Raw genomic sequence first — 13,680 nt, 5'->3', positions numbered from 1 at the left:
GGGCGCGGGGAACTGCGCGAAGAACCACAACCCGCCCGCAGACGAACGCGTACGTGTGGGGGACCGACAGGGGCGCGGGGAACTGCGCGAAGAACCACAACCCGCCCGCAGACGAACGCGTACGTGTGGGGGACCGACAGGGGCGCGGGGAACTGCGCGAAGAACCGCAACCCGCCCGCAGACGAACGCGTGCCCGTGCGGCCCGACAGGGGCGCGAACCCGCACCGGGCCGGTGATCGTTCGGCCTGAATTCTAAAGGTCTGGTTGACAAACATTTAACGCCCGGACACCCTTGACCGACTCATTCGGGCCACAAAGTTCCACCCCGGCAGCAGTGCACAGCGCGATCACGGCAACGATCACGGCACCATGGAAGGGGCCACCCGATGGCAGTACAAGAGGATCTGGTCCCGGACGCGACGACGAGCGACGGGACCACGGTTCACCGGCTGAAACCCAACGCCGTGGGGTTGCTCGGCGTGGTGTTCATGGCCGTGGCGACCGCCGCGCCGATCACGGCCATGACGGGGAACGTGCCCTTCATGGTGTCGGCGGGCGACGGCATCGGGGCTCCCGCCGGATATCTCGTCGCAATGGTCGTCCTGGCAATCTTTTCCGTCGGCTTCACCTCGATGGCGAAGCACATCACCTCGACCGGCGCCTTCTACGGCTTTATCTCCTACGGCCTCGGCCGCACCGTCGGCCTGGCGGCGGGACTGCTGGCGACCTTCGCCTACGCGGTCTTCGAGCCCGCCCTGATCGGCATCTTCTCCACCTTCGCCACGACAACGCTCAAGGATCAGACCGGAGTTGACGTTCCGTGGTGGGCGTTCGCGGCGCTGATGCTCGCGATCAACGCGACCGGTACCTGGTTCGGCATCGACGTCGCCGAGAAGCTGCTGGTCGTGCTGCTGGCCACCGAGGTGACCGTCCTCGCGGCGATGGCGGTGTCCGTGGCCCTGCACGGCGGCGGGCCGCACGGTTTCACCTTCGCGCCGGTCGACCCGGTGAACGCCTTCAAGGGCACCAGCGCCGGACTCGGACTGTTCTTCGCCTTCTGGTCGTGGGTCGGCTTCGAGTCGACGGCGATGTACGGCGAGGAGTCCCGCGACCCGAAGCGGATCATCCCCAAGGCGACGATGATCTCGGTCCTGGGCGTCGGGGTGTTCTACGTCTTCGTGTCCTGGATGGCGATATGCGGCAACGGCGAGGCGGAGGCCGTCAGGGCCGCGTCGTCGTCGAACCCGCTCGCCCTCTTCTTCAACCCCACCGAGCGCTATGTCGGGCACTGGGCCGTGGACGTCATGCAGTGGCTGATGATCACCGGCTCGCTGGCCTGCGGCATGGCCTTCCACAACTGCGCCGCGCGCTACATGTACGCGCTGGGCCGCGAGGGCGTACTGCCGTCGCTGCGCCGGACCGTGGGACGCACCCACCCGGGGCACGGCTCGCCGCACATCGCGGGTCTGGTGCAGACGGTCGTCAGCGCGGTCCTGATCGGGGCGTTCTGGGCGGCGGGCAAGGACCCGTACACCGGCACTTACGTCCTGCTGGCCATCCTCGGCACGATGGCGATCCTGATCGTGCAGGCCGTGTGCTCGTTCGCGGTCCTCGTCTACTTCCGCTCCCACCACCCGGAGAGCCGCCACTGGTTCAAGACCCTCGCCGCGCCGCTGATCGGCGGTGTCGCGATGCTGGGGGTGGTGGTCCTGCTGGTCTCCAACATGAGCGCCGCCGCAGGCCCCGAGTCCGGCTCCCTCATCCTGAAGGCGACCCCGTGGCTGGTGGCCCTGGTCGCGGTGGCGGGCCTCGGCTACGCGCAGTACCTCAAGCGAAGGGCGCCCGAGCGGTATGCGCTGCTGGGGCGGACGGTGCTGGAGGAGACCAAGGAGCGTTAAGGGCAGGGCTGCTGAGGAATGCCGCCCCCTGGCGGCACTGGACGGGGACGTACTGTCGGCCGGGCGCCGGGGTCAGCCCCGGCCGAACGTCTCGTCGCGGTGCACGCGCCAGCGTTCCATCATGGACTCGACCTCTCCCTCGATGAACTCGAAGAAGGCCAGGGTCTCCTGGAGCCTGCGGCCCGCGGGGGTGTCGGCGCCGAGGCTCTCGACGCCCTCCCGCAGGGCGTCCTCCCAGCGCTTGATGAGCGCCTCACGGTTGGTGAGCGCCTCGTACCACTGGTTGCTGTGCACCCGGTACCGCTCCCGTCGCGAGCCCGGCTCCCGCTCTCGTGACACCAGGTGGACCTGGGCGAGGTAACGCACCGCGCCGGACACCGCGGCGGGACTGATCTGGAGCTGTTCGCCCAGTTCGGCGGAGGTGAGCGTGCCCGCGTCGGAGGCGAGCAGCGCGCCGAAGACCCGGGCCGGCATACGGGGTACGCCCGCCTCGACGAGCTGCGCGGCGAAGTGCTCCACGAACCGCGAGACCGTCTCCGGGTCGCGCTGCCCCCACTCTTCCCGCGTCACCGCCTTCGGCTCCGTCATCCCTGGATCATCTCCCCTGGTCAGGCACCTTCGCCGAGTCTACCCACGCTTTCTGAGCTTCCTTAACTTCACAAATTTCTGAATTAAGCGTACCTTCCGAACCATGACGAAGGCCAACCTCGCCATCGAGGTAACCGGACTGCACAAGTCGTTCGGCGCGACGCACGCGCTGGACGGCCTCGATCTGGAGGTCGAGGCCGGAGAGGTCCATGGCTTCCTGGGCCCGAACGGCGCCGGCAAGTCCACCACCATCCGGGTCCTGCTGGGCCTGCTGCGCGCCGGTTCCGGCACCGCCCGGGTGCTCGGCCGCGACCCGTGGGCGGACGCGGTGGAACTGCACCGCGGGGTCGCGTACGTCCCCGGTGACGTCACCCTGTGGCGCAACCTCTCCGGCGGCGAGGTCATCGACCTGTACGGCCGGCTGCGCGGCGGACTCGACCGGCGGCGCCGGGCCGAACTCGTCGAGCGGTTCGAACTGGACCCGACCAAGAAGGGGCGCACCTACTCCAAGGGGAACCGGCAGAAGGTCGCCCTCGTGGCCGCCTTCGCCTCCGACGTCGACCTGCTGATCCTGGACGAGCCGACGTCGGGCCTCGACCCCGTCATGGAGGAGGTCTTCCAGCGGTGCGTACGGGAGGAGCGCGAGCGCGGCCGTACGGTCCTGCTGTCCTCGCACATCCTGAGCGAGGTCGAGGAACTCTGCGACCGGGTGAGCATCATCCGCAAGGGCCGTACGGTCGAGAGCGGCTCGCTCGGTGACCTGCGCCATCTGACCCGTACCAGCGTCAGCGCCGAGCTGGCGGGTCCGGAAGGCGGGCTGGCGCTCCTGCCCGGCGTGCACGACCTCGAAGTGCGGGGCCGCCGGGTGCGGTTCCAGGTCGACACCGACAAACTCGACGCCGTACTTCGGTCGCTCGGCGAGTCCGGCGTGCGCTCGCTGACATCGGCGCCGCCGACCCTGGAGGAACTGTTCCTGCGGCACTACCAGGACGAGCTCCGGCGGGACGGGGCCGGCCGCGAGCTTCAGGAAGAGGGGACCCGGTGACCGCCACGGCACCGGTCCTCGCCGTGCGGGCCGGAGGGTCCCGGCAACTCGCGGGCACCGGAACGCTGTTGCGGTTCGCCCTGCGCAGGGACCGGGTGATGATCCCCCTCTGGGTCGCGGTCGACGCCCTGATGGTGCTGTCGATGCCGGGCACTCTCAAGGGGTTGTACGGCACGGCGGCCGAACGCGCCGCCCTGGCGGACCAGATGGCCACCAACACCTCCCTGCGGGCGATGGTCGGCCCCGTCCTCGGTGAGTCGATCGGCGCGCTCACCGCCTGGCGCATCGGCGTCTACGCCGGTCTGCTGGCCGCGGTGATGAGCCTGCTCGTCGTCGTACGGCACACCCGCGACGAGGAGGAGAGCGGACGGCAGGAACTGATCTCCTCGGCGATGGTGGGTCGCCGGGCCCCGCTGACGGCGGCGCTGCTCGCCGCCCTCGTCGCGAACGCCACGCTGGCGCTGGTGATCACCGCCGGTCTCGCCGGGCAGGGCGTCACGGGGGCCCTGGCGCTTGGGCTGGGCGTCGGCGGCACCGGGATGGTCTTCGCCACGATGGCGGCGATCGTCGCGCAGGTGACGGAGAGCGCACGGCTGGCGCGCGGGCTCACCGGGGCGCTTCTCGGCGCGGCCTTCGTGCTGCGTGCGGCGGGCGACGCCGGGGCGGACGACGGTTCGTCCGTGCTCACCTGGCTCTCCCCGCTGGGCTGGCTGGAGAACGTCCGCCCCTACGCGAGCGAACGCTGGTGGGTGCCGCCGCTGTTCGCCGGGGCCGCGCTGGTGCAGGGCGCGTCGGCGTACGGGCTCGCCGGGCGCCGCGACATCGGCATGAGCTTCCTGCCGGGCCGTCCGGGACCGGCCACCGGCCGCCTGGGCTCGGCGGGCGCGCTGGCCTGGCGGCTGCAGCGGGGCTCCGTACTGGGCTGGAGCCTGGGCTTCCTGCTCGCGGGGGTCGTGTACGGCGGGATGACGGACGGCGCGGCGAAGCTCGTCGGCGACAACGACAAGGCCCGCGAGATCTTCGAGCGCATGGGCGGGCGGTCCGGGCTCACGGACGCGTTCCTCGCGGCGATGACCGGCATGATGGGCCTGGTCGCGGCCCTGTTCATCGTGGCGTCGGTACTGCGGCTCAGCGGTGAGGAGACCTCGGGGCGGGCGGAGCCGGTGCTGGCGAACGCGGTGGGGCGGCTGCGCTGGGCCGCCGGCCATCTGGTGATCGCGTTCGGCGGCTCCGCCCTGATCATGCTGCTGGCGGGGCTCGGCCTTGCGGCCGGCCACGGCAAGGAGACGGGCCCGATCGTGGGCGCCTGTCTGGTGCAGCTGCCCGCGATCTGGGTGATCGGGGGGCTGACGGTCCTGCTGTACGGGGTGCTGCCGCGTGGCGCGGTGGCGGCGTGGGGCGTGGCGGGGGCGGCGCTGCTGATCGGCTGGGTGGGCCCCGCCCTGAACGTCCCGCGCCTCGTCCTGGACCTGTCCCCGTTCGGCCACCTGCCGAAGCTGCCGGGCGGGGAGATGCACTGGCCGCCGGTACTGGCGCTTACGGGGCTCGCGGTGGTGCTGGTGGCCGGGGGGCTGGCGGGGTTGCGGAGGCGGGACGTGGCGGGCTGAGGGGGTCAGTCCACCCAGCGCTTCAGCCGGTCGGTGTCGAGTTCGATGTTGAGAGGATCGGGGAGCAAGAGCTTGGCGCCGAACGGCTCTTTGAGAATGTTGTGGTAACCGACGTCCGATCCCGGGGTGCTGTACAAAGTGACCGTGCAGTTGTCGCGGTCGACCAGCAGGTAGAACGGGATGCCCGCGGCCCCGTACGCCAGGGGCTTCTCTTTCCGGTCGCGGCGGTCGGTGTCCGAGTCATAGGACGTGACCTCAACGACGAGGAGCACTCCTTTGGGATCGGCCCATTCGCCGTGCCCCGCGAAGTGTTCCTCGGGCGCGAGACATGCGTCGGGACGTGCCCGGCCCTCGCGATACCTCTCCACCCTCAGCCCTTGCTCCCGGTAGAGGTCGAGATCCGGCCGCGACTGCATGCATCGCCGATTCAGCCACATCAGGATGGTGTTGTGATCGCCGTCGGGCACCTTTTTGACCCCGATCCGCCCGTTGATGAACTCGAACCTGACGGCGTCGTCGGTCTCCTTGGCCGCGAATTCGGCGATCCGCTCGAAGTCCTCCACCAGCATCTGGGCGCGCTCTGCCATAACCGTCATGGTGCCTCCCTTCGCAGGCGCGCACCAGCATGACGAGCGCCCGACGGCCACGGGTCCCGGTTGCCCGGCTGATCAACCGAACGGGTGATCAGCCGATCTCCACCTCCAGCCCCTCCAGGCCCCGGATCACGAAGTTCGGCTTCCGCTTCGGTTCCGCCGCCAGGCGCAGAGTGGGGGCCCGGTCCAGCAAGGCCGTCATCGACGCCGCCAGTTCGATACGGGCCAGGGGGGCGCCGATGCAGTAGTGGATGCCCGCGCTGAAGGAGATGTGCGGGTTGTCGCCGCGGGTCAGGTCCAGACGGCCGGGGGCGGTGAAGACCGCCGGGTCATGGTTGGCCGAGCCGAAGAGCAGGGCGATCTCCGCGCCCCGCGGGATCACCGTGCCGTCGATCTCGATCTCGTCCAGGACCCAGCGCTCGAAGAGCTGGAGCGGGGTGTCGTAGCGCATCAGCTCCTCGACGGCGGACGGGACGAGGGAGTGGTCCGCGCGCAGGGCGGCCAGCTGGTCAGGGTTGCGGAACAGGGCCCACCAGCCGTTGACCGTCGCGTTCACCGTCGCCTCGTGGCCCGCGTTGAGCAGCAGTACACAGGTGGAGATCATCTCCTGCTCGGTGAGCCGGTCGCCCTCGTCGTACGCCGCGATCAGGCCGGAGATCAGGTCCTCGCCCGGGGCCTTGCGGCGCTCGGCGATCAGCGCCCTGAGGTAGTCCGAGAACTCGGCCGAGGCCCGTACGGCCGCCCGTGCCGTCTCCTCGGACGGGCCCAGCTCGTACATGCCGCAGATGGCCGCCGACCAGGGCCGCAGCCGGTCGCGGTCCGGTTCCGGGATGCCCAGCATCTCGGCGATCACCGCGACCGGGAGGGGCTCGGCGACATCCGCGAGCAGATCGCCCCCGCCTCGCTCCACCAGCCGGGACACCAGTTCGCCGGCCAGCCCGTGCACATACGGCTTCAGCCTCTCCACCGTCCGCGGGGTGAACGCCTTCGACACCAGCCGCCGGATCCGGGTGTGGTCCGGCGGCTCCAGGTCGAGCATCCCGTGGTCGTTGAGCGTGTGGAACGGCTCCTGCTCGGGCGGCGGCGCCGTCCGGCCGAAGTCCTCGTGGGTGAAGCGGTGCTGGTACGTCCGGCCCAGTCGCCGGTCACGCAGCAGCGCCGAGACGTCCGCGTGGTGCGGGACGAGCCACTGATCGCTGGGCTCGTAGTAGTGCACGCGGCCCCTCGCGCGCAGCTCGGCGTAGGCGGGGTAGGGGTCGGCGAGGAACGCCGGGTCCCAGGGGTCGAACGCGAGGTCGGATCGGGCTGCCATGAACGGACGCTAGCCCGGCCTCCCCCTCTGTGACCAGAGGTGTCCCAAAGGGTCAGCCCGGCGTCACCAGTCTCGCCTCGTACGCGAACACCGCGGCCTGGGTCCGGTCCCGGAGCCCCAGCTTCACCAGGATCCGGCTGACATGGGTCTTGATCGTCGACTCGGCGACCACCAGGCGCTCCGCGATCTCCGCGTTCGACAGACCCTGGGCGATCAGGACCAGCACCTCCGTCTCCCGCTCGGTCAGGTCCCCGTACGCCCCCTGCGCGGACGGCATCAGGCGCGGGCTGTCGGACAGCTTGGAGAACTCCGTGATCAGCCGCTTCGTCACCGAGGGCGCCAGCAGCGCCTCCCCCGCCGCCACCACGCGCACCCCGTCGGCGAGCTGCCGCGCCGAGGCGTCCTTGAGCAGGAAGCCGGAGGCTCCCGCCCGCAGCGCCTGGTACACGTACTCGTCGAGATCGAACGTCGTCAGCACCAGCACCTTCGCCGACGCGTCCGCGGCGACGATCTCCCGGGTCGCCTCGATGCCGTTCATCTCCGGCATGCGGATGTCCATCAGGACGACGTCCGGGGCCAGTTCGCGGACCCGCGCGACCGCCTCCCGGCCGTTGACCGCCTCTCCGACGACCTCGATGTCCGGCATCGCGCCGAGGAGCACCGAGAAGCCCTCCCGGACCATCATCTGGTCGTCCGCGATCAGTACACGGATCGTGCCCTTCGTCACGCCGGGTCCTCCGCCGTGGTCACCGGCAGGTACACCGCCACCTCGTATCCTCCGTCGTCCGTCCCGCCCGCCGTCATCTCGCCGTTCAGCATCGTGACACGCTCGCGCATGCCCGTGATGCCGTGCCCGGCGCCGTGCGTCGACTTCTCCAGGGTGGGGTTCGGCGGCGGCCCGTTGACGATCCGCAGGCCGAGACCGCCGAGCACATAACCGATCTCCACGCGGGCCGAGGCGCCCGGAGCGTGCCGCAGGGTGTTGCTGAGGGCCTCCTGGACGATGCGGTACGCCGACAGTTCGACACCCTGCGGGAGCTCCCGCACCGCGCCCGTGACCGTCTTCTCCACCGTCAGGCCCGCCTCCCGCACATTGGCCAGCAGGGCGTCCAGGTCGGCGAGGGTGGGCTGCGGGGCGTCCGGCGCCTCGTAGTCCTCGGCCCGTACGACTCCGAGGACGCGCCGCAGCTCGGTCAGGGCCGCCACCGCGTTCTCCCGGATGGTGACGAACGCCTTCTCCAGCTCCGGGGGCGGGTTCTCCACGCGGTAGGGCGCTGCCTCCGCCTGGATGGCCACCACCGACATGTGGTGAGCCACCACGTCGTGCAGTTCGCGGGCGATCGTCGTGCGCTCCTCCAGCAGGGTGCGGCGGGAGCGCTCGTGCGCGGTCACCGTCTGCTGGGCGGTCACCTCCTGCTCGGCGCTGCGGCGCACGTGCCAGACCGTGACGACCAGCAGCGCGAACGCGGACAGGACCAGCATGGGTGCCGAGTTGCCACCGTAGGGATAGCCGTGGACGGACTTGATGGCGACGGCGTAGGCCGCGGTGGCCACCCACATCCATGCCGCCGTGCGGGGCCGGGTGCGTATCGCGACCACGGTGAGCACGATCAGGTGGGAGACGAAGCTGCCGGGCGGCCAGGGCCAGTCCGCGAAGGCGCTGACCAGCACGGTCGAGGCCACGGTCGCGATCAGGGACAGCCAGAAGGCCGCGACCGGGCGCACCAGCGTGAGCAGCACCGGGGCCAGGGCCAGCAGACCGGCCAGCGGGGCCGCCGAGCTCATGCCCCCGCCCTCCCAGCCGACGAACATCGCCACCAGTCCTGCCGCCACCACCAGGGCGTGCCGGGTCCAGGGCGCGTACCGCCCCCGGATACGGCCCACCGGCCGTCCGCCCGGCTTCCCGTTGTCGCGGACGGCACGGGGCGGCAGCGGGCGGTAGACGAAGGCGTCGTGGAACAGGTCCTGTCGCAGCCCGCGCAGGGCTTCCGCGGCGGCCCGGTACTCCGGGCTGCTCGGTATGTACGGACTGTACGGGCCGTCCGGCGCCGTCGTCCGTGTCTGGGGCGTCTCGGTCACGGTAGAAACGGTAGGCGGAGGCGGGGGTCGCCGTCGTCACCGGTGAGAGGGGTACTTGAGGGTCCTTCTCAAGTACTACGGGGTACGGATGCCTCCCTGGGGGACCTCGGGGGACCCCAGGGACCACGCCGGATCAGCGGTCAGCGTCCCGTGGGCCGGACCAGCCCCGACTCGTAGGCGAACACCGCCGCCTGCGTGCGGTCCCGCAGCCCCAGCTTCACCAGGATGCGGCCGACGTGGGTCTTCACGGTCTGCTCGGCGAGGACGAGGTGTCCGGCGATCTCCGCGTTCGACAGGCCCTGCGCGATGAGGGTGAGGACTTCCGTCTCCCGCTCGGTGAGCTGGCCGACGCGTGACTTCAGCGGGGGCCTGGGCGTGCCGTCCAGGCGCGAGAACTCGGCGATCAGACGCCGGGTGATCCCTGGCGAGAGCAGGGCGTCGCCCGCGGCCACCACCCGCACGGCCTCAGCCAGCTGGTCGGCGGAGGCGTCCTTGAGCAGAAAGCCGGAGGCGCCGGCGCGCAGGGCTTCGTACACGTACTCGTCGAGGTCGAAGGTGGTGAGCACCAGCACCTTCGGGTGCCCGGCCTCCCCGGTGATGCGTCGGGTCGCCTCGATGCCGCTCAGCTCGGGCATGCGGATGTCCATCAGGACGACGTCCGGGGCGAGCTCGGCGACCTTGGCGATCGCGTCCTTGCCGTCGACGGCCTGGCCGACGACCTCGATGCCGGGCTGGGCGTTGAGCAGCACCGTGAAGCCCTGCCGGACCATCATCTGGTCGTCCGCGATCAGTACGCGAATGGTGCCGCTGGTCATCGGTTGTTCTCTCCTGCCGGGGTGGTCGGGCCGGTGGGGTCGTCGTCCTGAGGGGAGGACGAGGGGGCCGGAAGGGCCGTGGGGCTGTCGCTGTCCTGGCCCCCGGGGCTGGGCAGGAAGCACTGCACCTCGTAACCGCCTGAGCCCGTAGGGAAGGTGGCGAGCGTGCCGCCCAGCATCGCGGCCCGCTCCCGCATGCCCAGCAGACCGTGGCCCGCGCCCGGAGAGGGCGGAGCGGGACTCGTGGGGCGGGAGTTGGCCACACGGACATGCAAGCCCTCCGGGATGTAGGCGAGTTCGGCCTTGACCGTGGAACCGGGGGCGTGGCGCAGTGCGTTGCTCAAGGCCTCCTGGATGATCCGGTACGCGGACAGCTCCACGCCGGACGGCAGCGGGCGTACCTGCCCGGTGATCTCCGTCCGCACCTCGAGCCCTGCCGCGCGGGTGTTCTCCACCAGGGCGTCGAGCCGGTCGAGGGTGGGCTGCGGGGAGTCGGGGGCGGCGCCGGTACCGCTGCCTATGCCGTAGGGGTCCCCGGGGTCCTCCGAGCGCAGCACGCCCAGGACCCGGCGCAGTTCGGCCAGGGCCTCGAGAGCGTTGGCGCGGATACCGTCCAGGTTCTCCCTCAGCTCGTCCGAGGGGTTCTCGACCAGGTGCGGGGCGACCTGGGCCTGGATGGAGATCACCGACATGTGGTGCGCCACCACGTCGTGCAGTTCGCGCGCGATGCGGCTGCGCTCTTCGAGCAGGGTGCGGCGGGCGCGCTCCTCCGCGCTGACGGTGGTGAGCGCGACGATCTGGGTACGGGCCTCGCGGCGGGCGCGCAGCAGCGAGCCGACCAGGAGGGCGGCGGCGAAGATGACCAGTGCCGGCAGTCCGGTCGCGGAGTAGTAACCCCCGCCCTCGACGCCCTCGGTCAGATACGTCGCCAGGGCGGTCAGACCCCAGACGGACACGCAGACCCGGGTGGGAAGCCGCAGGGCGAGCAGGAACAGCACGAGGACGCACGCCGTGATGGCGGATCCCGTCCAGGGCCAGGGCTGCGGGGCAACGGGCGGTCGCGGGTACGGGATTCTCATCTGGGGAGCCGCATGGGACGCCACGACGAACGCGGCCAGCGACAGCCACCAGGCGGGCAGCGGGTACCACAGCGCGAGCGCCACGGCCCCGCCCTGTATGAGCCCGGTCGCCGTACCGAGCCAGAAGGCCAGCCCGTAGGTGTCCCTCAACTCCCCTCCGGCTCCGAGGGCCAGGGCGATGGAGATGTCGCAGAACAGCACGTGCGGCGCCCAGCGCAGCAGTCGCGGGCGCGGCAGCGGCGGGAGCGGGGCGGCGGCGAACCCCCACAGGTCGTCACGCAGACGGCGCGGCAGCCCGCGGAGCTTCGAAAGCCTGAACTCCCCCATCGCGCCCAGCCTAATGCCGGGCACCGTCGGTGCCCCGCACCGTGGCCGGGCCGGATCTGCGCAGAGCCACCACCCGGGAACGGCGGCCCTTGCGCCGGCGCGGCCCCTGTTCGTAGCCGCGGAAGGCGGTCCAGCACACGGAGAGAGCCAGGACGAACACCGGGAGCCACGCCAGCCGGTACGCCACCCAGGCCACGCCCTCGGGGACGGTGTGCAGGCCCGGCAGCGGGCCCGCGAGGAGTCCGGTCGCCGTGGTCGCCATCAGCGCCGTCAGATGCCAGAGATAGATCGTCATCGCCGAGAGGTTCACCAGCGCGACCGCCGCCCACAGCACCAGGCGGCGCCGCATCACCCGGCGGAGCCGTTCGCGCAGCAGGAGGGCCAGCCCGCACTGGGCGATGCCGAAGGTCACGGCGGCCAGGGTCGGCGGGTTGAGATTCGAGACCGCGTTGCCCGGGACGCCGACCATCGACGCCGGGTAGCCCGCGAAGGCCACCAGTACCGCGGTCGCCGCCGCGCCGCCCGCCAGGAGTGTCCAGCCCGCTCGCCGGCCCTCCAGGTCGCCGCGCGTCCAGGCCGCGCCGAGCGTGTACGGCACCATCCAGCCCGCCGCCAGGTTCACCCAGCCGAGCCAGGAGGGGCCGCCGAGCCCGAAGCGGACGAGGTCCACGTGGAGGACCACGGCCAGCGGCCAGAGCGGGTTGAGACGCGTCAGCAGCGGAGTGGCCGCCGTCAGGGCAGCGAAGACCAGCAGGAACCACAGCGGCGACACGGCCAGCTTCACCAAGGTGTGGACGGTGCCGGCGTCAGCGCCGTTCACGAGCAGACCGCACGCCACTACCGCCCACAGGCCCACGACCGCCGCGACGGGCTTGGTCAGCCGGGCCAGACGGCCGCGCACCCACTGCCCGTAGGTGCGGCCCCGCGCACGCGCCGAGGCGAGGCTCTTCGTCGCCACATGGCCGCCCACCAGGAAGAACACGGCGAGCGTCTGGAACACCCAGGAGACGGGGGCGAGCCATGGCATGAAGTGCAGCGGGCTCGCCGTGCGGAGCGAACTCCCGTCCGCGACCAGGGCGGTCACCAGCCAGTGGCCCAGGACGACACCGAGGATCGCCAGGGCCCGCAAGGCGTCCACGGCGCGGTCGCGGTCGGCAGGGGTGGCCCTGTCGATCCGGTGGGCCGCCGTGCGCAGGGGGCTCGGGTTCCGGATGCCCGGCGCTTGTTCACGCATGTGTCACCTCCGACGTCCGGCCCAGGGCGATCCGGGCGAGGTTGCCCAGGGAGACCGAGCCGGGTTTGAAGTAGTCGCTGTGTCCGCCGCCGCCCGCGGCGAAGACCCGGGCGCCATAGCCGGCCGAGACCGGGTCCGTGCCGAAACCGGTGGTCGTGCCGAACAGGTCCGCGCTGATGTGGGGCACGTCGGCGATCCAGTCGCCCGCGCCACGGGCCGCCCAGACCCGGGCGCGGGTGTGCAGTGCGGCGGCGGAGTCCGCGCCGGTGCCGGGGCTGCCGACCAGGGCGATGTCCTGGACGTCGACGGCGCGCGCGGCCTTCGCGCAGACCGCCGTCCCGTAGGAGTGGCAGAGGAGGGAGATCCCGGGCGCCTCGCCCCGGACACGGCGCAGTTCGCGTATGAACCGCTCCAGCAGCGGCGCGGCCTGCTCGGCCCGCGTCGTGGTGATCGCTCCGGGGCTGATCATGCGGGGCGTGTCATATCCGAGCCAGGCGATGACGGCGGTACGGGGGCCGGTCGCCCGGTGCAGGGCGAGCGCGCCCGCGCCGAGGCGGCCGTAGGTGTCCAGAGTCGTGTCGGAACCCGGGACCAGGACCGCGATGTGTTCGGCCGTGGCCAGGTCCCCGAAGACCTCGGTCACCCGGCCCGTTCCCCGGCCGTCGAAGGCCAGGAGGTTGCGGTCCCGGGAGGCCATGGCTCGCTCAGCCGCCGCGCGGTGGTGGTCACCATGGGCGTCGGCCATGCGGGACGCCTCGGCGGCGTCGGCACGGTTCGCCCCGTAGGCCGCGGTGAGCGTGGCCGCCGAGAGCGGGGCCTGCCTCGCCGGGCGCGGCGCGGGAATCGGGGGGCGGACGGCTGCCGAGAGGGGGACGACGACCGCACCCGCCACCAGTGCCGTGAGCACCGTGCGCCACAGGCGTCCGAGGCGCGGGCGGGAGCTTCTCCCGGACCGGCGGACACCCTGGTCCCCGCCGTCGTCCGTGGCCGGGACGGCGTCCGTCGCCGCGCATGTCGCCGTCGCCGTCGTCGCGGTGGCCGTGGCCGTGGCCGTGGCCGGGTGCATACCCCGCAGCCCCATGGCGTCCTCCCCTTCCGCCGCC

At 71.7% G+C, this 13,680-nt stretch carries 12 protein-coding genes; 3 read left to right on the top strand and 9 right to left on the bottom strand.

From position 1 onward, the window contains the following. Positions 1-386: 386 nt before the first annotated feature. Positions 387-1,898 carry an APC family permease gene (locus ABZ845_RS24340; protein WP_360983064.1) on the top strand — a complete coding sequence of 504 codons (1,512 nt, stop codon included), beginning with the start codon at positions 387-389 and terminating at the stop codon, positions 1,896-1,898. 72 nt (positions 1,899-1,970) lie between these two features. On the opposite strand, the gene ABZ845_RS24335 is transcribed toward ABZ845_RS24340, so the two are convergent. After that, positions 1,971-2,486, bottom strand: coding sequence for a MarR family transcriptional regulator (locus ABZ845_RS24335; protein WP_360983062.1), 516 nt, complete (start codon positions 2,484-2,486; stop codon positions 1,971-1,973). Positions 2,487-2,589: 103 nt separating this feature from the next. Here ABZ845_RS24335 and ABZ845_RS24330 point away from each other — a divergent pair, with 103 nt between their 5' ends. Further along, positions 2,590-3,531, top strand: a complete 942-nt coding sequence (locus tag ABZ845_RS24330; RefSeq protein ID WP_360983060.1) for an ABC transporter ATP-binding protein — start codon at positions 2,590-2,592, stop codon at positions 3,529-3,531. After that, complete coding sequence (locus tag ABZ845_RS24325) at positions 3,528-5,138, top strand: ABC transporter permease (RefSeq protein WP_360983058.1); 1,611 nt, start codon at positions 3,528-3,530, stop codon at positions 5,136-5,138. The genes ABZ845_RS24330 and ABZ845_RS24325 overlap by 4 nt, the downstream gene beginning before the upstream one ends. Positions 5,139-5,143: 5 nt before the next feature. Here ABZ845_RS24325 and ABZ845_RS24320 read toward each other — a convergent pair whose 3' ends face one another. The 8 genes from ABZ845_RS24320 to ABZ845_RS24285 all read right to left on the bottom strand — a co-directional run bounded on the left by ABZ845_RS24320 (position 5,144) and on the right by ABZ845_RS24285 (position 13,658). Continuing rightward, positions 5,144-5,734, bottom strand: coding sequence for a Uma2 family endonuclease (locus tag ABZ845_RS24320; protein ID WP_360983056.1), 591 nt, complete (start codon positions 5,732-5,734; stop codon positions 5,144-5,146). A gap of 88 nt (positions 5,735-5,822) precedes the next feature. Next, on the bottom strand, positions 5,823-7,043 hold the full coding sequence (locus ABZ845_RS24315) for a cytochrome P450 (RefSeq protein WP_360983054.1): 1,221 nt from the start codon (positions 7,041-7,043) through the stop codon (positions 5,823-5,825). 52 nt (positions 7,044-7,095) lie between these two features. Continuing rightward, positions 7,096-7,770, bottom strand: coding sequence for a response regulator transcription factor (locus tag ABZ845_RS24310; RefSeq protein WP_360983052.1), 675 nt, complete (start codon positions 7,768-7,770; stop codon positions 7,096-7,098). Continuing rightward, positions 7,767-9,122 carry a histidine kinase gene (locus ABZ845_RS24305; RefSeq protein ID WP_360983050.1) on the bottom strand — a complete coding sequence of 452 codons (1,356 nt, stop codon included), beginning with the start codon at positions 9,120-9,122 and terminating at the stop codon, positions 7,767-7,769. The genes ABZ845_RS24310 and ABZ845_RS24305 overlap by 4 nt, the downstream gene beginning before the upstream one ends. 140 nt (positions 9,123-9,262) lie before the next feature. Beyond that, positions 9,263-9,937: a response regulator transcription factor gene (locus tag ABZ845_RS24300; protein WP_360983048.1), complete on the bottom strand. Its 675-nt coding sequence runs from the start codon at positions 9,935-9,937 to the stop codon at positions 9,263-9,265. After that, the gene (locus ABZ845_RS24295) at positions 9,934-11,343 is read right to left on the bottom strand and encodes a sensor histidine kinase (RefSeq protein WP_360983046.1); all 1,410 of its coding nucleotides are present in this window, start codon (positions 11,341-11,343) and stop codon (positions 9,934-9,936) included. Before ABZ845_RS24295 ends, ABZ845_RS24300 begins: the two co-directional genes overlap by 4 nt. Positions 11,344-11,353: 10 nt before the next feature. Then, on the bottom strand, positions 11,354-12,577 hold the full coding sequence (locus ABZ845_RS24290) for an acyltransferase (protein ID WP_360983044.1): 1,224 nt from the start codon (positions 12,575-12,577) through the stop codon (positions 11,354-11,356). Beyond that, positions 12,570-13,658, bottom strand: a complete 1,089-nt coding sequence (locus ABZ845_RS24285; RefSeq protein WP_360983042.1) for an alpha/beta hydrolase — start codon at positions 13,656-13,658, stop codon at positions 12,570-12,572. Before ABZ845_RS24285 ends, ABZ845_RS24290 begins: the two co-directional genes overlap by 8 nt. Between the last annotated feature and the right edge of the window lie 22 nt (positions 13,659-13,680).

It is taken from the genome of Streptomyces sp. NPDC047022, from assembly GCF_040644155.1.
Lineage (GTDB): Bacteria > Actinomycetota > Actinomycetes > Streptomycetales > Streptomycetaceae > Streptomyces.
Note: the sequence above shows the minus strand (reverse complement) of the source record. Positions and strands in the feature narration are given on the sequence as shown.